The organism is Streptomyces sp. NPDC043878 (assembly GCF_056435735.1).
In genome coordinates this window covers 20,216-40,118 of the sequence record NZ_JBWKDW010000024.1, presented here as the reverse complement: position 1 = coordinate 40,118, position 19,903 = coordinate 20,216, and the positions used below count along the sequence as shown (strand labels likewise).

At 73.7% G+C, this 19,903-nt stretch carries 14 protein-coding genes; all 14 read right to left on the bottom strand.

Annotated elements, in window-relative coordinates:
* Window positions 1-13: 13 nt before the first annotated feature.
* Window positions 14-499 carry an RrF2 family transcriptional regulator gene (locus AC07AZ_RS28810; protein WP_478852773.1) on the bottom strand — a complete coding sequence of 162 codons (486 nt, stop codon included), beginning with the start codon at window positions 497-499 and terminating at the stop codon, window positions 14-16.
* A 79-nt stretch (window positions 500-578) separates the two neighbouring features.
* Window positions 579-2,153: an FAD-dependent oxidoreductase gene (locus tag AC07AZ_RS28805; protein ID WP_478852771.1), complete on the bottom strand. Its 1,575-nt coding sequence runs from the start codon at window positions 2,151-2,153 to the stop codon at window positions 579-581.
* Window positions 2,154-2,158: 5 nt separating this feature from the next.
* On the bottom strand, window positions 2,159-2,962 hold the full coding sequence (locus AC07AZ_RS28800; RefSeq protein ID WP_478852769.1) for an arylamine N-acetyltransferase family protein: 804 nt from the start codon (window positions 2,960-2,962) through the stop codon (window positions 2,159-2,161).
* Between the two features lie 11 nt (window positions 2,963-2,973).
* A complete protein-coding gene (locus AC07AZ_RS28795; RefSeq protein ID WP_478852767.1) occupies window positions 2,974-4,029 on the bottom strand; it encodes a 3-oxoacyl-ACP synthase III family protein in 1,056 nt (351 codons plus the stop codon).
* 228 nt (window positions 4,030-4,257) lie between these two features.
* Window positions 4,258-6,177 (bottom strand): anthranilate synthase family protein, encoded by a 1,920-nt coding sequence (locus tag AC07AZ_RS28790; RefSeq protein ID WP_478852765.1) that lies wholly within the window; start codon window positions 6,175-6,177, stop codon window positions 4,258-4,260.
* A complete protein-coding gene (locus tag AC07AZ_RS28785; protein WP_478852763.1) occupies window positions 6,174-6,797 on the bottom strand; it encodes an isochorismatase family protein in 624 nt (207 codons plus the stop codon). Before AC07AZ_RS28785 ends, AC07AZ_RS28790 begins: the two co-directional genes overlap by 4 nt.
* A 45-nt stretch (window positions 6,798-6,842) precedes the next feature.
* A complete protein-coding gene (locus AC07AZ_RS28780; protein ID WP_478852761.1) occupies window positions 6,843-7,625 on the bottom strand; it encodes a 2,3-dihydro-2,3-dihydroxybenzoate dehydrogenase in 783 nt (260 codons plus the stop codon).
* A 58-nt stretch (window positions 7,626-7,683) separates the two neighbouring features.
* Window positions 7,684-8,853: a 3-deoxy-7-phosphoheptulonate synthase gene (locus AC07AZ_RS28775; protein WP_478852759.1), complete on the bottom strand. Its 1,170-nt coding sequence runs from the start codon at window positions 8,851-8,853 to the stop codon at window positions 7,684-7,686.
* Window positions 8,854-9,024: 171 nt separating this feature from the next.
* Complete coding sequence (locus tag AC07AZ_RS28770; RefSeq protein ID WP_478852757.1) at window positions 9,025-10,665, bottom strand: carboxylesterase/lipase family protein; 1,641 nt, start codon at window positions 10,663-10,665, stop codon at window positions 9,025-9,027.
* 474 nt (window positions 10,666-11,139) lie between these two features.
* A complete protein-coding gene (locus tag AC07AZ_RS28765) occupies window positions 11,140-12,366 on the bottom strand; it encodes an IS701 family transposase (RefSeq protein WP_478852755.1) in 1,227 nt (408 codons plus the stop codon).
* 832 nt (window positions 12,367-13,198) lie between these two features.
* Window positions 13,199-14,032 (bottom strand): PIG-L family deacetylase, encoded by an 834-nt coding sequence (locus tag AC07AZ_RS28760; RefSeq protein WP_478852753.1) that lies wholly within the window; start codon window positions 14,030-14,032, stop codon window positions 13,199-13,201.
* 240 nt (window positions 14,033-14,272) lie between these two features.
* Window positions 14,273-14,455 (bottom strand): hypothetical protein, encoded by a 183-nt coding sequence (locus tag AC07AZ_RS28755; protein ID WP_478852751.1) that lies wholly within the window; start codon window positions 14,453-14,455, stop codon window positions 14,273-14,275.
* Between the two features lie 326 nt (window positions 14,456-14,781).
* The gene (locus AC07AZ_RS28750; protein WP_478852749.1) at window positions 14,782-18,444 is read right to left on the bottom strand and encodes an AMP-binding protein; all 3,663 of its coding nucleotides are present in this window, start codon (window positions 18,442-18,444) and stop codon (window positions 14,782-14,784) included.
* Window positions 18,441-19,484: a helix-turn-helix domain-containing protein gene (locus tag AC07AZ_RS28745; protein WP_478852747.1), complete on the bottom strand. Its 1,044-nt coding sequence runs from the start codon at window positions 19,482-19,484 to the stop codon at window positions 18,441-18,443. Before AC07AZ_RS28745 ends, AC07AZ_RS28750 begins: the two co-directional genes overlap by 4 nt.
* Window positions 19,485-19,903 lie beyond the last annotated feature (419 nt).

Genomic DNA, 19,903 nt, shown 5'->3' with positions numbered 1-19,903 from the left:
GTGGTGCGGGGGTTCAGGGTTGGTCGAACCAGCGGCGTACGTGTTCGGGTGCCGCGGGGTTGGCCCGCCGCACGGCGTCGGCCAGGGTGGCGATGCTCTGGCCGGCGAGGTGGCGGCGCCATTCCAGCTCCGCGAGGGAGAAGGCCTGGGCGATGGTGCAGGGGGTGCGGGCGTCGGCCTGGCCGGTGATGCGGCCGGCCGGGCCGTGGTGGCGGATGCCCGTGCACAGGAAGGCCTGGGCCGAGCCGTCGATGGCCGCCGCCACGTCCATCAGGGTGATGTCCTTGGGCGGGCGGGCCAGCCGGAATCCGCCGCGGGGGCCGGAGCGGGAGGCGACGATGCCCTCCCGTCCCAGCGCGTTCATCTGCTTGTTCAGGTAGGCCGTGGGCAGGTCGTGGAAGGCGGCCAGCCGGGCGGCCGGCACCGTGGTGTCAGGGGAGACCCAGGACAGGTTGATGCAGCAGTGCACCGCCCATTCCACGCCCTCTCGCAGCTTCATGTGGTGGACATTACGCATCGGGAATGTCCACCAGAAGGGCCCGCCTCTTTTAATGTCAAGTCGCCTCGGGGCCGCTGTTTCAGCTGTTCAGAGCGGTTTTCAGTTCGGTTTCCAGGCGGTCGAGATCCTGCTGGTGGCCGTGTGCGGCGATGTGCCCGTCCGGCCGCACCAGCCAGTAGCCGGCGCTGCGGCAGCCGGTCGCGAAGGCCGCCTCGCGGCGCCGCAGCACCACCGTGCGCACCGCCGGCCCGTAGCGGGCGCTCACATGGCCGGCCTGGGTGTGCCAGGCCTGCGAGGGCGGCGCCAGTACGAGGCTCCAGGCGTGCGGGTCGGTGGCGGGGCCGGCGATGGCGTGGGCCAGCGCCGGCCGGCGCGGGAAGACGGCGCCGTCCTTGAGGCCGCCGGGGAGGCGGCGCAGCAGGCGGCAGCCGGCCCGCCCCGAGGGGCGCTGGGTGTCGCGCTGGGGCGGGTAGGCCAGACGGCGTCCGGCCATCACGGGGGTGTAGTAGCGCGAGACGAGACCGGTGCGGTCCAGCAGCTGGAAGGCGGCGTCCCGGGCGGCGACCTTGGCCTTGGTGTCGGCGACCCAGGCGCGGGTCTGCAGGTCGGTGTCGCGCACGATCTGACGGGTGGCCTCGGAGCGTTCGCTGCCGTAGGTGGCCAGCAGGGAGGGGGGTGAGTCGCCGCGGATGACGGCGGCCAGTTTCCAGCCCAGGTTGTGGGCGTCCTGCAGGCCGTTGTTCATGCCCTGGCCGCCGGCCGGGCTGTGCACGTGTGCGGCGTCTCCGGCCAGAAAGACGCGTCCCACGGCGAAGTCGCTGGCGTGGCGGGCGTGGACGCGGAAGACGGCCTGCCACACCGCCTCGGTCAACCGCACGCCGCGCGGCCCGCGTTCGTCGAGGATGTCCTGCATCATCTCCAGGGACACCTCGCGCCGGCCCTGCGGCATGACGGACAGGAAGCGGTGGATGCCGCCGGGCATCGGCACGACGACCAGGGCGCCGCTGGGCGCCTGGTAGAACAGGCACTCGTCGGGCGGCAGGTCGCCCTCGGTGCGGGCGTCGATGAGGGCGAAGGCCATCTCGTAGGTGCTGCCGGCGAATCCGATGCCGAGCTGGCCGCGGACGGCGCTGCCGGCGCCGTCGGCGCCGACCACGTAGGGCGCGCGGATCCGGTCGACGCTGCCGTCGGGCCGCTCCACCACGGCGGTGACGCCGTCGCCGGCGCCGACGCCGCCGGCGAAGTCCACGCCTTCCAGGGCCAGCAGCCGCACCCCGCGTTCGACCTTGCCGCCGAGTTCGGCCAGCCGCTGGGCCAGCAGCCGCTCGGTGACGTGCTGGGGCAGCACCCGGCAGGCGGTGTCCTCGGTGAGGGCGAAGGAGGCCAGCGGTTTGCGCTGGGAGAAGTAGCTGAGCCGGTTGACCTTGAGGGACTCGGCCAGGACGGCGTCGCCCAGGCCCGCGTCGTGGAGGATGTCCAGGGCGCGCGGCCACACCGACAGTGCTTTGGGGGTGGTGGCGGGCTGTTCGGCGCGGTCGATGACGCGGACCCGGATGCCGCGGCGCACGAGCTCCACGGCGCTCAGCAGTCCGGTGGGTCCGGCGCCGACGACCAGGACGTCCAGATCGGGTGCGGCGGTGGTGTGGTGGCTCATCGCTGTCATTCCGTCCGCACGCCGGCGGTGACGCCTCCGGCGGGCTCGTCGGGCAGCCGGTCCAGGCTGATGCCGAAGTACTCCTTGTAGGCGCTCAGGGCCTCGCTCGCGCTCTCCAGCAGGCGCTTGGAGCGCTGCTCGCCGGCGACCATGCTGACCTGCTTGTTGCCCTTGAGGGTGATCAGGCCGTCGGGGGTGCGGATGGAGGCGAACAGGCCCTGCAGGAAGGAGGAGTCGGGCGAGGTGCGGTACCACCACAGGGTGGGGGCGAAGTCGGCGATGGTCACCGGCCGGTCGGCGACCCGGTACAGCGGCTTGCCGCCGAGGTGGACGTCGACGGCGCCCTCGCCGGCGTCGTGCAGCTGGTAGTCGCCGTGCGGGTCGTGCTGCACCTCGCGGGAGGCGAGGTCGAGGGGGAAGCGGCTGTTGCGGCCGAAGCCGACGTCGACCAGCCACTGGCGGCCGTCGGCCTGCACGCGCAGCGCCAGATGGCCCAGGAAGGGGCCCAGGACGCCGCCGGGGCGGTGCACCCAGCCGGGCAGGATGTCCAGTTCGTAGCCCAGGTCCTTCAGCAGGAAGGACAGGGCGGGGTTGACCTCGTAGCAGCCGCCGCCGCGGTTGCCGTGGACGATCTTCTCCAGGGCGCGTTCGTCCATGAAGATGTCCTCGTCGAGGTGGTAGCCGAGGTTTTCGAAGGGGACCGACAGAAGGTGGCGTTCCATGATGTGGCGCAGGCCGGCGAGGTCGGCGCGCTGGGGGCGCCGGGCGTCGATGCGGCGCAGGTAGTCGTCCATGATGCTGTCCGGCATCAGCGTCTCCTTTAGAGGTGGGGGGTGCGGGGTGAGGGGTGGATGTGCTGCCAGCGCAGCAGTGACAGGCCCATCGCCATGCCGCCGCCGAAGCCGGCCAGCAGGACGAGGTCGCCGTCGGTGAGCGCTCCCGAGCGGGCGGCCGCGTCGAGGGTGAGGGGGATGGAGGCGGCTCCGGTGTTGCCGAAGTCCTCGTAGGTGGTGTGGGTGTGCCGGTCGGGGATGTGGAGGGTGGCCGACAGGTCGGCGAGCATGCGCCCGTTGGCCTGGTGGGGCACGAAGTGGTCCAGGGCGCTCGCGGTGAAGCCCGCCTCGTGGATGAAGGCGGTGATGGCGGGGGCGACCGTGGCGGTGACGAAGTCGCGTACGCCGCGCCCGTTCATGGTGAAGTAGTGCAGGCCCTCCTGGAGGGTGTGGGGGCTGGCGGGCAGGCGGCTGCCGCCGGCCGGCACCTCGATGAGGTCGCGTTCGGCGCCGAAGCCGGCCAGCCGTCCGGCCAGCAGGCCGCGTCCGGGCCGGGCCGGGCCCAGCACCACCGCGCCGGCGCCGTCGCCGAAGAGGATGGCGGTGCGCCGGTCGGCGGGGTTGAGGATGCGGGAGTAGATGTCGGCGCCGATGACCAGCGCGTAGGCGGAGTCGGAGCCGGCCAGGATGTGCTGGGCGGTGTTCAGTGCGAACACGAAGCCGCTGCAGACGGCGTTGACGTCGAAGGCGGCGGTGCCGTGTCCGGCGCCGAGGCCGTCGGCGACGACGCTGGCGGTGGGCGGCTGCGGTGAGTCGGGGGTGGAGGTGGCGACGATGACCAGGGACAGGTCCGCGCCGGTGATGCCGGCGGCCTCCATCGCGGCCCGGCCGGCGGCGGTGGCCAGGTCGGAGGTGGCCTCGTCGGGTTTGGCCCGGCGCCGGCTGCCTATGCCGGTCTTGGCCCTGATCCATGCGTCGCTGACCCCGGCGGCCGCGCCCACCTCGTCGTTGCCCACGACGTGGGAGGGCAGGCACGATCCTGTTCCCAGGATCGCGGTGCCGGGGCTTCTGCGGCCGGACCGGGCGGTACCCGTGGTGATCATTGTGTGACCCTTCTGTCGGAGTTCGGGCCTCCCCGCGCAGCCAGATGGTCCCCAGGTGGCGCGGTGGCGGGCAAAGCCCGGGAATCGAACCCGTCAGGTCGCCGGGCAGTACGTCAACTGGCGGCCCGCTCCCGCTGGTTCGGGCTGGCCGAAAGGGGCCTTCCGGTAGTGCTGGAAGGCCCCCTTTTTTTTGCCGGGGGTGGGTCGGGAGGAGGACGGGGGGTGGGGTCAGGCGGCGGGTGCCAGTGGGGAGGCGGCCAGCAGGCCGTGGACCAGGTCGCCGGTGATGCCCACGCCGTTTTGGGTGAGCACGGACTCGGGGTGGAACTGCATCGACGCGAAGTGCGTGCCGCGCAGCGCGTGCACGTCGAGGCTGTCGCAGTCGCGGGCGATCTCGACGATGCCGGCGCCGGTCTCGGTCTTGTCCTCGGTGGCGGCGGCGGTGAAGGTGTTGTAGAAGCCGACGCGTTCGCGCCGTCCGAACAGGTCGATGTCGCGCTGGACGCCCTGGTTGGGCACCGGCCGGCGCACCACGTCCAGGCCCAGGCGGCGGGCGAGGACCTGGTGGCTGAGGCAGATCGCCATGAACGGGCGGCGTTCTCGCAGCAGCCGGGCGATCTCACCGTCCAGGTGGGCGATCTTGGGGTGGGACAGGTCGCGCGGGTCGCCGGGGCCGGGGCCCATCACCACCAGGTCGTAGCGGGAGGAGTCGTAGGGCTCGTCGAAGCGTGTGAGCGTCACCTCCAGGCCCAGGCAGTGCAGTTGGTGCCCGATCATCGAGGTGAAGGTGTCCTCGGCGTCCACCACCAGCACCCGGCGGCCCGGCGGCGGCATCGTGTGTGCGGCCGGCGGGGTGTGGCCGGCCAGCCAGAACCCGGCGATGGTCTCGTTGCGGCGCTCCAGCGCCCGGCGCACCTCGGGGTGGGCGGCGAAGCGGGCCGATCCCCCGCCGTCCAGTGCGGCGAGCAGGCCGGCGGCCTTGGCGCGGGTTTCGGCCACCTCCGACAGCGGGTCGGAGTGGCGTACCAGGGTCGCTCCGACACCGATGCGGACCGCTCCGGCGGCGTCGATGTCGGCGGTGCGGATGCAGATCGCGGAGTCCAGGACCGGGCCGCCGGCCGCGTCGCGGCCCATCAGGGCCAGGACGCCGCTGTAGTAGCCGCGGCCCTGCGGTTCGTAGCGGGCGATGACCTTGGCGGCGCTCTCCAGCGGGGAGCCGGTGACGGTCGGGGCGAACAGCGTCTCGCGCAGGATGTGGCGCGGGTCGCTGTCGGTGCGGCCCTCGATGAAGTACTCGGTGTGCGCCAGGCGGGCCATCTCCTTGAGGAAGGGGCCCGTCACCCGGCCGCCGTCGGGGCAGATCCGGGCCATCATCTTCAGTTCCTCGTCGACGACCATGTACAGCTCGTCGGCCTCCTTGCGGTCGGCGAGGAAGTCCATGACCTCGGGCAGGGTGGGGCCGGAGGGGGGGTAGCGGTAGGTGCCGGAGATCGGGTTCATCACGGCGCTGCCGCCGTGCACGCTGATGTGCCGCTCGGGTGTGGCGCCGACCAGGGTGCGCTCCCCGGTGTGCACGATGAACGTCCAGTAGGCGCCCTTCTCGCGTTCCAGGAGCCGTTTGAAGAAGGTCAGGGCGCTGCGCGGGGTGTAGTCGCTGATGTCGACGGTGAAGGTCCGCTTGATGACGAAGTTCGCGCCTTCGCCGGTGCCGATCTCCTCGGTGATGATCTGGCGGACGGTGGCGGCGTAGGCGTCGTCGTCGACGTCGAAGCGGGCGCCGGTGGTGCGGATCGCCTCCTCGGGCAGTTTCTGCAGGACGGCGGCGAGCGGGGCGCTCTCCTGCCCGGTGACGCTCAGCGCCACCAGGGGGGTGGCGTCGTCGTGGCCGGTGAAGCCGCGTTCGGTGATCTGCCGGTAGGGCACCAGGGCGAGCACCTCGTGGCGGGGGTGTCCGGTGGCGGGGGCGGGCGGGGGCAGCGGGATGCCGGCCAGGGTGTCGGGGTGGGAGATGTCGCCCAGGAGGATGTCCAGGACGCCGGGGCCGGTGGCCTCGGGGCGGTGCAGCAGCGCGAAGGGCGGCGGGCTGGGGGTGAGGATCTCGTCGAGCAGACTGCCCTGGTGGGGGCGGCCGGCGCGGATGCCGGTCATGCGAAGACCTCCTTGGCGGTGGTGAGGACCGCGCAGCGCGCGGCCGCGTACTCCAGGGCCATGCGGTGGTGGCTCTCGTCGAAGTCGGCGACGGCGTCGGCGACCAGGAACGTCTCCAGGTCGTTGCTGAAGGCCTCCACGGCGGTGACCAGGACGCCGACGTGGGCGTAGATCCCGCACACGATGAGCTGGTCGCGCTGGTGGAAACGCATCCGGGTCAAAAGGTCGGTGTGGTGGAAGGCGCTGTAGCGCCACTTGGTGACCAGCCAGTCCCCTTCGCGGGGGGCGAGGGCGTCGACGACGGCGCGGTCGGCGGGCGTGGGGCGCATGCCGGGGCCCCAGAAGTCCTTGAGCAGGCCCCGCTGGTGGGTGCTCATGCCGCCGGGCTGGGCGGTGTAGGCGACGGGGACACCGAGTTCGGCGCAGCGCTCGCGGACCTGGGCGGCGTTGTCGATCAGGGGGTCGCGCAGCGGCTGGGGGAAGGGTTTGAGGAAGTAGTTCTGCATGTCGTGCACGAGCAGCACCGCGCGGTCGGGGTCGGGCGTCCAGGGCGCGGTGTTCGCCGGCAGGTCCGGCGTCGTCGGCAGGGGGTAGGACTCGATGGGCGGAAGACCGGCCATGCGGACTCGGTGTCCTCTCTCGTCGTGGGGTCGGGGGCGGGCGGCTCAGGCGCCCAGGGCCGCGCCGCCGTCGACGGTCAGGGTGTGCAGGGTGATGTGGGAGGCCTGGTCGGACAGCAGGAAGGCGACGGCCTCGGCGACGTCGGCGGGGCGGGCGAGTTTGCCCAGCGGGATACCGACGCGGAAGGTCTCGGTGCAGCCGGTGAGGGTGGCGCGGGGGCCGGCGTCGTCGCGCCACATGGAGCTGAGCATGGGGGTGTCGGTGGAGCCGGGGGCGACGATGTTGCAGCGGATGCCGTGCCGGGCGACCTCCAGGCCCAGGCTCTTGGTGAACATCTCCGCGGCCGCCTTGGAGGCGGCGTAGGCGGCCATGCCGGTGCGGGGGGTGGCGGCGGCGTTGGAGGCGACGGTGACGACGGCTCCGCGGCCGCGGGTGACCATGCGGCTCACCACGGCCCGTGACAGGTGGAAGACGCCGGTGGTGTTGACGGCGAAGGTGCTGTTCCAGTCGTCGTCGCTGAAGGTGCTCACCTCGCCCAGGCGCAGCACGCCGGCGGCGTTGACGAGGTGGTCGATGGGGCCCAGGCGCTGTTCGATCTCGGCGACGACGGCCTCCACGGCGGCGCTGTCGGTGACGTCGGCGGCGAACGGGGCGACGGGCAGTGCGTCGGCGCCCAGTTTGCCGATCACCTCGGCGAGCTGTTCCGCGTCGCGGTCGACGGCGGCCACCGCGACGCCCCGTTCGGCCAGGACGCGGGCCACGGCCGCGCCGATACCGCCGGCGGCGCCGGTGACCAGGGCCAGCCTGGTTTCGCTTGCGCTGTGCATGTCGATGCTTCTCCTTCACATGCCGTGCGGGCCAAAACGATGTGGGTGCGGGGGTGGTTCAGCTGTGCCAGGCCGACACCACGGAGATGGCCTGGCCGGCGTTGAGGCGGGGGTCGCAGAAGCTTTCGTAGGCGTCGCCCACCAGGTCGGCCGAGCGGGCGTCGGGCACGCACTCCAGGACGGCGTCGGGGGTGGCCTCCAGGTGCAGGCCGCCGGCGATGCCGCCGCTGTCGACGACCGCCCGGTGGAAGGCGGCGACCTCGCGTTCGGCCGCCTCCACATAGCGGGTCTTGAAGCCGCCGGGGGTGGTGACGGTGTTGGCGTGCAGCGGGTCGGTGAGCCAGATCACCGGGTGGCCGGCCGCGCGGACCGCCTCCACCAGCGGCGGCAGCGCGTCGGCGACGGTGTCGGCGCCCATGCGGGCGATGAGGGTCAGCCGTCCCGGCTCGCGGCGCGGGTCCAGGCGCCGGCACAGCTCCAGCAGTTCCTGCGGCGTCATGCGCGGGCCGACCTTGCAGGCCACCGGGTTGCTCACACCGGCCAGCAGGGCCACGTGCGCGCCGTCGGGCCGGCGGGTGCGGTCCCCGATCCACGGCCAGTGCGTGGAGGACAGCAGCGTGCCGTCGTCCTCCTCCCGCAGCTGCGGCACCTCGTAGTCCAGCAGCAGCGCCTCGTGGCTGGTCCACACGGCCGGGTCGATGCGGTCGGGGCCGCAGGAGCGGTGCCAGCCCAGGTGGCGCATGATGTCGTCGGCCGCCATGTAGCCGGTGAGCAGGCGCAGCGGGTCGGGGCGGCGGCCCTCGGGGGTGGGGTCGGGGTCGTTGACCATGTGGCCGCGGTAGACGGGCAGTTCGACGCCGCCGAGGTGTTCGGTGGACTGCGAGCGCGGCTTGGTGAACTGCCCGGCGATGCGGCCCACCCGGATCACCGGTTTGGCGGTGATCAGCCGCAGCGCGCCGGCCAGCAGGTCCAGCAGGGCCGCCTTGCGGGCGACATGGCCGGCGGTGCTCTCGTCCGGGTTCTCCGCGCAGTCGCCCGCCTGCACCACCAGGGCCTCACCGGCCGCGACACGGGCCAGCGAACGGCGCAGGGCGCGGACGTCGGCGGCGGACACCAGCGGGGGCCGGCCGGCCAGGTCGAAGCGGACACGCCGCACCTGCTCCGGGTCGTCCCAGTCCGGTTGCTGGGGGGCGCTTTTCAGTTCGATGTCGACCAGGGAATCGTCCACGAAAGGGTCTCCAGACAGACGGCGGGCAGCACGGCGCACAGGCCGGGCCGCGGGTGCGGGTGGATGTCAGTGAGGGGGCGTGTACGTGGGGGGTGCGTGGGGGTGTGGGGTGTGAGGGGCCGGGCCGACCAGGCGGCCGGCGGCGGGGGGCGGGGGGCGGGGGCGCGGGGTTCAGAGGCGGGGCGCCCAGCCCACCGCGTCCCAGAAGGCGAGCTGGGCGAGTTTGGGGGTGTGCTCCACCTGCGCCACCCGCGGGCCGCCCAGCACGAGCGTGCTGGGGGCGTTGGGTGTGAACGGCGGCCAGTACGGCGTGTTCGCGGTGTGCGGGAGGGAGGTACGGGCGAACGCGGCGACGGCGTCGATGAGGATGTCCGACAGCAGCCGCTCCACGGGGCCGTCGCCGAAGATCTCGGCGTACTGCGGCAGCCGGTGGGTGCCGAACAAGAACGGCGAGGTCGCCTCGTGCGGGGTACCGGTGTGCGGCGCCCGCGCGGGGTGGGCGAACTCCATCGCGTACAGGGGGGTGGTGCCCAGGCGGGCGTGGCGCTCGGCGAAGCGGACGATCTGGTGCCGGAAGTAGGCGTCCCCCCAGATCTCGCTCCACAGCGACAGCGGATCGCCGGGCAGGCCGGCGTCGCGGGCGGCGGCCCGGTAGGCGCCGGTGCAGGCGTGTGCGAGGTCCGCACCGGCCTCGGGTGCGGCCAGCCGCAGCACCTCGGTGACCGCCGCCCGCAGTTCTTCCTCGTCCCGCGGGGCGGGGGCGGGCTGCGGGGAGGCCGGGCCGGTGTAGAAGGAGCCCTCGGTGCTGGTGTGGATCGACAGCACGGGCACGTCGGGGGTCGCCAGCCGGTGGTCGGGGGCGGGCATGGTGCGCCCGTCGACGACCGGGCCGCGATACCAGCGTCCGCTGGCCACCACCCGCTCCCCCGCGGGCGGCGCGAACAGGTCCTGCCAGGCCCCGGCCAGCGCGGCGGCCGGGACCTCGCGCAGTCCGGCGACGCTGGTGCCCAGCCGGCCGGCCACCGTCTCGTAGGCGGTGCGGGAGTCCTGCGGGGTCAGGGCCGTCGCGGGTGCGAGGGCGTGGCTGGGGCTGATGGACACGATGCGCCGCAGCAGGCCGCGCACCCCGGGCAGCAGGGCCAGCTGCCAGGCGCTGGCGCCGCCGGCGGAGGTGCCGCACACGGTGATGTTGCCGGGGTCCCCGCCGAAGGCGGCGGCGTTGGCGTGCACCCAGCGCAGCAGCGCCTCCTGGTCCTGCAGGCCCCAGTTGGCGCAGTGCCCGCTCAGCGGGTCGGTGAGGTCCTCGTGCAGGCCGAAGCCCAAAGCGCCCAGCCGGTAGTTGAAGGTGATTACGACGAGGTCGCCGCGCAGGGCGGGCCGGGCCCCGTCGTAGACGGGCATGCTGCCGGCGCCGGCCTGCCAGCCGCCGCCGTGGATGTAGACCAGGACAGGCCGGTGGCCCTGGGTGTCGGGCGTCCACACGTTGGCGTACAGCGAGTCCTCGCTGCTGGGCGGGACCGGCCGGTTGGGGATGACGCTCTGGAAGGAGACGTCGCTGAAGTGGGTGGCCTGGCGCACGCCGCGCCAGGGCTCGGGGGGCCGCGGGGAGGCGAAACGCAGGGCGCCCACCGGGGGGCGGGCGTAGGGCACGCCGCGGAAGACGGCGACGCCGTGGGTGCGGCGCCCGGCCACCAGCCCGCCCGAGGTGCGCACCACGACCCGGGATCCGGTCGCGGCAGGGGGGCGGGGCGGGTCCGTGACGACGGCGGACGCACCCCGCTGCTTGCCTGCGGCCTGCGGCTGGCTGGCCATGGTGAACTCCTCGGCACTCGGACGGGCTGGTCCGCCGATCGTGTGCCGCCGGTTGAAGGGTCACCAAAGGACGCCCGGGCAATCCGTCAGCTGCCGCAGTGAGTCCGTCAGCTCGCGGCCCGGGCCGGCCACGGAGCTGACACAACGAGAGGAAAGATGACGGGCACTTTCCCGCCACAGCCCTACACTGCGCCGCCGCCGACGCCGGCGCTCACGCGGTGGAGCGGGCGGCTTCCGCGGGTGCTCACGGAGGGGGCGGGGTGCTTTTACGGGTGCTCGCGGAGGGGAGCGGGGTGCTTTCGCGGGTGCTCACCCGGCGGGCGGGACCGCTTCCCTGGGTGCTCACGCCGTGGGGTGGGGTGCTTTTACGGGTGCCGCGCCGAGGGGGCGGGGTGCTTTCGCGGGTGCTGCGCCGAGGGGGCGGGGTGCTTTTACGGGTGTTCACGCCGTGGGGCGGGTGGTCTTCGTGGGTGGTCACGCGGTGGCCTGGGTGTCTTCCGCGGGGGTGTCGGCGGTGCCGGACAGGACCGCGACGGCGTGGGCGGCGGAGGCGAGGGTGGCGTGGCGGTGCCAGCCGCTGTAGGAGCGGCCGGAGAAGTCGCGGATGCCGACCTGTTCGGCGGTCTGGGCGAAGTCCTGCTCCACGCGCCGGGTCAGCCGGCTCAGCCGCAGCAGCTGGGCGGGGTGCAGGTCGGTGAGGTCGGTCAGCCACAGCTCGCCCGGCCAGCGGCCGCCGTTGTCGCCGACGCCGAGCAGCAGCAGGTCGCGGCTCCAGGAGGGGCGGCGCGAGGCGCGCTGGGGCAGCCGCACCCGGACGGTCGCGGCGAGACCGGCGTGCACGGCGCCGCCGCCGGGGCCCGGCCGGCGCTGGATGACCGGCTGGCGCAGCGGGCGGGCCATCAGCATCAGCTGGTGTGCCGTCATCTCCGTCTCGGTGGCGCTGCGGGGCAGGCCCGGGTCGATCGCGGAGAGCCGCAGGTTGGCGCTGACCCGCAGCAGCATCTGCGCGCCCGCGGCCTGCAGCGGGCGCACGGTGGCGGCCACGTCGGCCTCGCGGGCGTCCATGACGGCCGGGCGCACCGGCAGCTTCCAGTCCCGGGTGAGGCTGAGGTAGGCCTCCACGCAGCACTGGTCCATCGTCTCGGGTGAGGCGCTCTCGGGGATCGACGCCTGCCGGCGCCTGGTGGCGTCGTCCAGCCAGGTGTCGGACAGGTGCAGACGCCAGTTGACCGGCGTGCTGTGCTCCTCGGACACCGCCCACACGCCCACCGCCTGCTGGGCGTTGGTCATCTGGCCGCGGCTGGGGTCGAAGCGGCGGTCCACGCCGACCGAGCTGTCGCCGGCCTTGGGTATGACCATCGGCCGCAGCACGTAGGCGCGGGCCGGGGAGATCTCCTCCAGGTGGCGGGCCAGGGCGCGGCGGACCGGCCCCCAGTCCCAGGTGGAGCCGCTGATGAAGTGGTGCAGGCTCTGCTCGGCCGCTTCCCCGCCGAACAGCGAGGAGATGTTGCGTATCGATTTGCGGCCCTCGACACCGAGCAGGCCCTGTACGTACTCCATGCCCCGGCGCCGCTGGTCGCTGCGCGGCAGTGACTCGAAGAGCACCGAGCTGAGTTCCTCCAGCATGCTCTGCCGGGACGTCCCCCGCGCGGGAGGGAACAGCTCGCCTTCCGCGGTGTGCCTGTGCAGCGTCGTCTGCATCTCATCCCACCTCGCCCTTCGGTCCCGTCTGCCTGCTCCGGCAGCCTCGGACGAGGCGTCCAAGGGCAGACCAAGGCATGGGAAACGCGCAGGTGGGAGCGGTGCCGGGGGGTGGGGCCCGGTCATGCGGGGGGGCGGGTGGGGCATGGCCCCGGGGAGACGTTCACACCGGGGGCGGGGACGGTGTGCGGGCCGGTCAGGCGCGGAGTCCTGCGCCGGTGTGCGCGAAGGACGTCCCCCGGGGGTGTTCACCGCGCTGCGATGAGGGCCGGACCGTGCGCTACGCCGTTCCCGCCGCTGCGGCGTTGGTCCTCGCGGTCGTGCTGTCGCTGATGACGACGTGGGCCCTGTGGTCTCGGACCGGGAAACTCAAGGGCACGCGGTGATCACCCGTCGCCGGCCAGGAGAGACGTGGTGACCTCCCTGGCACAGGGCAGGACGCGGGTTCGCTTACTGCCTGACTTGATCCACGGCCGCGTGACGGCGCAGACCGCGAGGGGTGCGGCGAGCAATGGTCAGCAGCCACAGGCCCACGCCCGCCGGCGAGTAGACGCAGGAGGGCCACTGCTCCGGCAGGGCCGACGGTGCGAGAAGCAGCAACGATCAGCACGACCCGGGTGAGCAGCGGATGCCGCCATGCGTACTGCCGCCATCCCTCGCGGCCCCCCATTTTTTTGCACCTGCTCGTGTCCTGGGGACGAGGGTAGGGGCTGTTGCCTGAACGCGGCCGGCCCACTGGACCGGCCCCGGCCGCCCGGCGGCGTGATCGCCGAGCCGGCGACCCGGCCCGGGTCGCCGGTGGGTTCCGGGCCGGGCCGGGCGGGCGGGCGGATCAGCGCAGTCCGGCGAAGAGGTCGTTCTCGGGTACGGCCGTGCCGGTGGCGTCCTGGACCCGTAGGAAGGTCTCGATGCCCATCAGCTCGCCGAAGCGCTCCTTGCCCATCCTGAGGAAGAAGATGTTCTCGCCCTGACTGGCGTGCGCGGCCAGCGCGTCGAACTTCTGGCTGCTGAACGCGGTGGTGTCCACCCAGGTGGTGATCTCATCGTCGGGGAGGCCGATCTCGGCCAGTGCGGCGCGCTCGGCGGGATCCGGTTCCGGCATGTCCTCCTGGAACTCGCGCATGATCTCGCCGAACCGCTGCATCATCGAGCGGGGCATCGTGGTCCAGTACACCTTCGGTGTCAGCGCGGTCATCTCCAGCGCCGCCATCGTGATGCGGTGGGCCTGGATGTGGTCGGGGTGGCCGTAGAAGCCGTTCTCGTCGTAGGTGACGACCACATCGGGGCGGTAGTGCCGCATGAGTTCCGCGAGGCGGGCCGCGCCTTCCCGCACCGGGGTCTGCCAGAAGGATCCGGGGGCGTCGTTGCTCGGCCAGCCCATCATTCCGGAGTCGGCGTAGTCCAGCATCTCCAGATCGCTGACCTTCAACACGTCACAGCTCGCCTGGAGTTCTTGACGGCGCATCAAGGCGACCGCCGCCGGATCGTGTCCGGGATCGCCCGGCTTGACGCCCCCCGGCCCGTCACCGCAGGCGCCGTCGGTACAGGTCACGAGAACCGTGCGGATGCCTTCCGCCGCATACCGCGCGAGGACCCCTCCGGTTCCGGTGGCCTCGTCGTCGGGGTGGGCGTGTACTGCCATGAGCGTCAAGGGCCGGTCGGTCATCAAGCAGTCCTCCTGCGGATAAGACGTCTCGGTCCCGGGGTGCGGTGGGCGTACCGCGGTCCTGGGGCCGGGATCCTGGTGGCCGGCGACGCTGGTCGTGTTTCCCGCCCGTGCGGCGCCGGTTTCCCAGTGCAACCGTGCCGGCCGGAGCGGCTGTTCCCGGCGCGGCCGCCGGGTCTGCGGGACGTCGGCGTTTCAACGCGGTGGGAACAACGCGGTGGGAGCCCGTCAGGCAGCGGGTCAGGCGGCGGCCGGTGTGTCCGGGGCGGCTGTGGGCCGCTCCGGGATGCCGTGGGGCGGGGCGGGTGGGCGGGGGCGGCAGTGGTGGCAGGCGGCCGCGCACGGCGGGTCGAGGTCTATCTCCACGCCCGCCGGAACCATCAGCCAGCGGGCGGGTATCGCCTCGTGCTCTTCGCGCGGCATGGGGCCTCCTCAGCTCGGACCGGGCCGCACCGGCAGGTACGGCCGCTGCGGCCAGCGTCAGTCCGGCCGGTCCAGCCGGGTTGAAGCCTCGACCAACGGCCTGCGCCCGGGCCTCTTTCACCGGACGGGCCCGCCCCCTTTTTTTCCGGCTTTCCGGTGGCGGGCCGGCATGCCGCAGCGGGTGTGGGCGCCCGGGGCTGCGGCGGCCTGCCCGGGTGTCTCCAGGGCCGGGCGGTGCGCCTTCTGCGGCCGGTGGCGGCCTGTGTCCAGGAACCAGGAAGCGGTGCGGGTGCCGGGGCCGGGTGGCCGGTGGTGCCGTGCCCGTTTCAGCCGGTGGCGGTGAGTACTCCGGAGATGGTGCGGACGTTCAGGTCGCGGTCGGTGGTGGGCAGGACGTGCAGTTGGGCGTCGTGGGGGGAGGGCAGTGACATCCGGATCAGGTCCGGTACCCGGAAGGCGAGGGTGGTGGGGTCGGGCTGGTCGACGCGGGCCACCACGTGGTGGTCCAGGAGCTGGCCGACCAGGGACTGCACGCTCCAGGTGTCGCCGCCCAGCAGGCGGCGGGCGCGCGGGATGTCGAAGGAGACCGCGCCGGCGGCCGCGAGCAGGGCCAGGGCCCGGCGCAGGGATCCGGGCAGCCGGGCGATGGCGCCGGCGGTGCGGGCCAGGACGTCGCAGGCCTCGTCGTGCAGTTCCGCGGCGAGGTTTCCCTCGTCCATCAGGCCGAGGGCCAGGTCGGGGATGGTCCACATGGGCCGGGCGGCGAATTTTTCGCCCACGGCGCGCAGGGAGAGCGGGAAGTTGCCCATCAGTGCGGTCACCTCCCGCAGGGCGTCCGGGTCGGCGGTGGTGCGTTCGGGGCCGGCGACTTGGGCGAAGAAGGCGGCCGCGTCGGGGGCGGAGAAGGGGCCCAGGGGAAGGGGGCGGGCGCCGGGCAGGCCGGGCAGCCGCAGGCGGGAGGTGACCAGGGCGAGGCTGGAGGCGTCGGCGGGCAGCAGCGGCAGGACCTGGTCGGTGCCCGCGGCGTCGTCCAGGAGCATCAGCAGGGAGCGGCCGGCGGTGAACGCGCGGAGCATGCCGGCGAGTTCGTCGGTGTTCTCGGGCAGTGCGGCGGTGTCCAGGCCGCACTCGCGCAGCAGGGAGCGCAGGACGGCGCCGGCGGGGCGGGGGCGGTCCTGGCCGTCGTGGAGGCGGGCGTGCAGCACCCCGTCGGGGTAGCGGGCGGCCAGCCGGTGTGCCGCGCGGACGGCGAGGGCGGTCTTGCCCGCTCCGGCCGGTCCCAGCACGACGACGATCCGCGGCCCCTCCGCGTGAGTGTCGTGGCCGGCCGGGGTGGTGTCCTCGCCGGTGAGTGCGCTCAGGCGGGCCAGTTCCGGTTCGCGGCCGGTGAAGTCGGGTGTGTCCAGGGGGAGTTGGCCGCGTACGGGCTGCGGTGCGGGCCGTGCGGGTGCCGTGGCCGTCACCGCGGTCCGGGGCTGGGGGGCGGGTTGGGGCAGGGCCTCGTTCAGGACGTCCTGCTGCAGTTTCTGCAGCCGTTCGCAGGGTTCGATGCCCAGTTCGTCGACGAGGCGGCGGCGCAGGTGGCTGAAGGCTTCCAGGGCGGTGGCGCGCTGCCCGCAGCGGTGGGCGGCGAGCATCAGCTGGGCGGTGAACTCCTCGTGCAGGGGGTGGTCGGCGGTGAGTTGCTGCAGCTCCCCCACCAGGGTGCGGTGGTGGCCCAGGTGCAGGTCGGCGGTGATGCGCAGTTCCAGGGCGCTGAGTTTGGAGTCGGCGATCTGCGCGATCTGCGCGGCGAGCAGTGGTCCCGTCTCCAGGCCGGCGAACGGCTCGCCCCGCCACAGCGCCAGCGCCTCGCGCAGCAGGTCGGCCGCGGTGCGGGCATCGCCCTGGTCCAGGGCGGTGCGGGCGCGTGCCACGCCGTGTTCGAACTCCCACCAGTCCAGCTCGCCGGGCTTGAGGTGGATGCGGTAGCCGTTGGGGCCGCTCTGCACGCGCTCGTCCGCCTCGGGGGGGCAGCGCAGTGCTTTGCGCAGCTGGTAGACGTAGGTCTGCACCGTTTTGCGGGCCAGGCGCGGTGGGGTGGTTTCCCACAGTTCCTCGATGAGGGCGGGGGTGGAGACCAGGCGGTTGGCGTTGAGCAGCAGCACCGACAGGGCGCGCCGGGCCATGGGGGCGGTGGGGGTGTGGTCCTGGCCCTGCGCGCGGATCTCCAGGGGGCCGAGCACCCCGATCCGCAGCGCACCGTCGGGTGCGGTGGCCGGTGCGGTGTCGTTCATGGTGTGGTTCTCCTTTTCCTGGCCCGGGCCGGTGGGTGTCTGTCTCGTGGGGCGGGCGGGGGTGGCGGGGTGGGGGTGGCGGCTCTCGTACCACTGCCGCATGTGGGAGCGGCGGAGTTTGCCGATGCCGGTTTTGGGGATGTCGGCCGGGCTGATCGGCACGGTGTGGGTGGGGTGCAGGTGGAGGCGGTCGCGGAGGTGGGCGCGGATCGCGGCCGCGGCCGCCTCGGGCGGGGTGGGCGGGCGCGGGTGGTAGAAGACGGCGAGTTCCTCGCCGCTCTCGCCGGTGACCGCGGTGGCCACGGTGTGGGCGGGGGTGACGCAGTCGAGTTCTTCCACCGCGGCCTCGATCTCGTGGCTGTGGCAGCGCACGCCGTCGTGTTCGAGGAGGTCCTCGGCGCGGCCGGTGACGGTGAGCAGGCCGTCGTGGACGAAGGCCAGGTCGCCGGTGCGGAACCAGCCGTCGGCGGTGAAGGCGCGGCGGGTGTGTTCGGCGTCGTCGAGGTAGCCGGAGGTGACGGCCGGCCCGCTGACCTGGAGGTGTCCCAGGGTGCCGGCGGGCACCAGGGCGCCGTGGTCGTCGACGCAGCGCACCGCGGTGCCCGGCTGGGGGCGGCCGGCGGGAACGTAGCGCAGGGCGCGGGTGTCGAGGTCGGACAGCCGGCAGTCCACGACGCCGGAGGCCGTCTCGGACATGCCCCAGCCGGGGAACATCGCCTCGCCCGGCAGGTGGAAGGGGGCCAGCAGCCGCAGAAAGCGCTGGGCGACGCCGGCGTGGACCGCTTCGCCGCCGTTCATGACGTAGCGCAGGCAGCTCAGGTCCCAGTTCCGGCCGGGCAGGCGGCCGGCCTGGTCGTTGACCAGGGCGAAGGCGAAGCCGGGGGCCCAGGTGGTGCAGGCGCGATGCCGGTCGACGGCCGCCAGCCAGCGCAGCGGGTCGGCCAGCACCCACTCGGGGCGGGCGTGGACCTGGTAGGCGCCCAGGAACACGTCCCGCACGTGGAACAGCAGCAGTCCGCCGGCGTGGTCCAGGGGCATCCAGTTGACGGTGCGGGTCGCCCGGCTGAGCTGGTTGGCGTGGGCGGTGGCCGCGCTGCGGCTGAGGATGTTGCGGTGGGTGAGCATCACGGCCTTGGGCACGCCGGTGGAGCCGGAGGTCAGCAGCAGGGCGGCGAGGTCGTCGGGGCGGGCCGGGTGGCGGTGGTGGTCGGGCCGGGCCCGCAGCTGGTCGGGGTGGCCGAGCCAGGCGCCGGCCCAGTGCGGGTGCGTGCGGGTGGCGGGCAGAAGGTGCTGTTCCCGGCCGGTGACCACGCGGGGGTGGCCGTAGCGGTGCCACACCGCCTCCAGCAGGCCGGGCGCCGCGGCCCGGGCGGCGGGGGTGGCGCCGGCGCCGACGAGCAGCGGGACGAAGCCGCCCAGCACGCACGCCCAGAACACGCTCAGCAGTTCGCGTGTGTCCCCGGTGTGCACGATCACCCGGTGCCCGGGGCGTGTTCCGGCGCGGCGCAGGCCGGCCAGCACGCCGGCCGCCTCCTGCCGCAGCCGGGGGTAGCTCCAGCGCTGTTCGCCGCCGTCCGCGCCGATGAAGCACAGGCCGCCGGCGCCGGGATCGAGCGCGGCGCGCACCAGCGCCTCGCCGAGGGTGGCGCACTCCAGGGCCGGGGCGGGCCCGCCGTCCAGCAGGGACGGGCCAAGGCTCGAAGGGCCGGTCATGAGCTGCCACGCTCCTTGCGGAAGTCGCGGGGGGTGAGGCCGTAGCGGTCGCGGAAGAGGCGGCTGAAGTGCGACGCCCCGTACAGGCCGGCCCGCTCCCCGATCAGCGCGACGGGCAGGTGGTCCAGGCAGGGGTCGGCGAGTTCGCTGCGGCAGCGGGCCAGCCGCTCGTCGCGGATCCAGCGGGCCGGGCTGATGCCGTACTCCTGGAAGATCTTCTGCAGGTAGCGCAGCGAGATGTTGTGCCGGCGGGCGATGGTCACCGGGCTCAGTTCGGGCTCGGCGAGCTGCTCGCGGACGTGGGCCTGGATGCGGAGCATCAGCATCTGCCGGGCGATCTGCGCGTCCTCGGCGACCTCCCGCATGCGTTCGCTGAACAGTGCCGCGGTCAGTCCCGCGACACTCCCGCCGAGCAGGTCCACGGCCGTCTGGACCTCCCGGCCGTGCCGGCCCAGCCCCTCCAGCAACGACGTCAGCAGCGCGGCCAGCCCCTCGGTGCCCGACCACGGCCGGGCCGTCAGACGCTCCGCCTCGCAGCCGGTGAGACCCACCAGGCGGTGCGAGACCGTGACGTCGACCAGACGGAAGTTCTCCGGCATCACCACCTTGTAGGGGCGGGTGCTGTCGAAACACACCAGCTGCGGCGCGCGGACACTCGCGTGCCGGCCGTCCTGCGCCACCCACACCGCGCCGCTCAGCGGCCGCAGCACCCGCAGGCAGCCGGCCGCCAGCGGGTCGATGCGCCGGCCGGGCCGGATCAGTTCCCGCGAACCGTCCCCCCTGACCAGCGAGACCCGCACCCCGCCGAACTGGTGCGTCACCGTCGTCCCGTCGAAGGGCTCGTCATGCTCCCGGACGATCTGCACTCCCCCGCATCCGGGCCGCGACCCGCCCGCCGCCACCGCGGACACGGCGGACACGGCGGCGGGTGCCGGCAGGGCGGAGCCGGCCGCACGGCCGGCGGCGTGCGCCGGCATCGGCGCCGGGATGGGCATCGTCCTGGGCGTCGGCGTCAGCGTCAGCTCGTCGAGGCGTTGCACCGCATCAACCTCCATCCGTGCTTCGGGCCGGAGCCGGCCGTGGTACGTGATGCTCCGTCCCCCCACACCATCAAAACATACCCGCATGCTGGTATCGCAGTCATATCGGAGGGTTCGATGGCACGCAACCCCCACAGGCGTTCGAACGCGCCCGCCGGGGCCGCTGCGGCCGGCGGTCACGGTGGGACGCGGACGCGGCGGTCACGGCGGACGCGGCGGTCACGGTGGGTCGCGGACGCGGGGCGGGGCGGCGAGGGCGGGGAGCGGCCGGCCGGCGGGGCGGGGAACGGCCGGCCGCAGACGCCGGGCGGGACCGGCGGGGAAGGCGGGCGGAGAAGGCGGGCGGCGGCGGGGAAAGGGCCACGGTGGGGAGCCGCGGGGGCGCCTCGGTCCGCGTAACCGCGTGGCGGTGCCGCGGT

Coding starts and splice junctions, on each gene's coding strand:
- AC07AZ_RS28810 (WP_478852773.1), bottom strand. CDS start 499: ATGAAGCTGCGAGAGGGCGTGGAATGGGCGGTGCACTGCTGCATCAAC.
- AC07AZ_RS28805 (WP_478852771.1), bottom strand. CDS start 2,153: ATGAGCCACCACACCACCGCCGCACCCGATCTGGACGTCCTGGTCGTC.
- AC07AZ_RS28800 (WP_478852769.1), bottom strand. CDS start 2,962: ATGCCGGACAGCATCATGGACGACTACCTGCGCCGCATCGACGCCCGG.
- AC07AZ_RS28795 (WP_478852767.1), bottom strand. CDS start 4,029: ATGATCACCACGGGTACCGCCCGGTCCGGCCGCAGAAGCCCCGGCACC.
- AC07AZ_RS28790 (WP_478852765.1), bottom strand. CDS start 6,177: ATGACCGGCATCCGCGCCGGCCGCCCCCACCAGGGCAGTCTGCTCGAC.
- AC07AZ_RS28785 (WP_478852763.1), bottom strand. CDS start 6,797: ATGGCCGGTCTTCCGCCCATCGAGTCCTACCCCCTGCCGACGACGCCG.
- AC07AZ_RS28780 (WP_478852761.1), bottom strand. CDS start 7,625: ATGCACAGCGCAAGCGAAACCAGGCTGGCCCTGGTCACCGGCGCCGCC.
- AC07AZ_RS28770 (WP_478852757.1), bottom strand. CDS start 10,665: ATGGCCAGCCAGCCGCAGGCCGCAGGCAAGCAGCGGGGTGCGTCCGCC.
- AC07AZ_RS28765 (WP_478852755.1), bottom strand. CDS start 12,366: ATGCAGACGACGCTGCACAGGCACACCGCGGAAGGCGAGCTGTTCCCT.
- AC07AZ_RS28760 (WP_478852753.1), bottom strand. CDS start 14,032: ATGACCGACCGGCCCTTGACGCTCATGGCAGTACACGCCCACCCCGAC.
- AC07AZ_RS28755 (WP_478852751.1), bottom strand. CDS start 14,455: ATGCCGCGCGAAGAGCACGAGGCGATACCCGCCCGCTGGCTGATGGTT.
- AC07AZ_RS28750 (WP_478852749.1), bottom strand. CDS start 18,444: ATGACCGGCCCTTCGAGCCTTGGCCCGTCCCTGCTGGACGGCGGGCCC.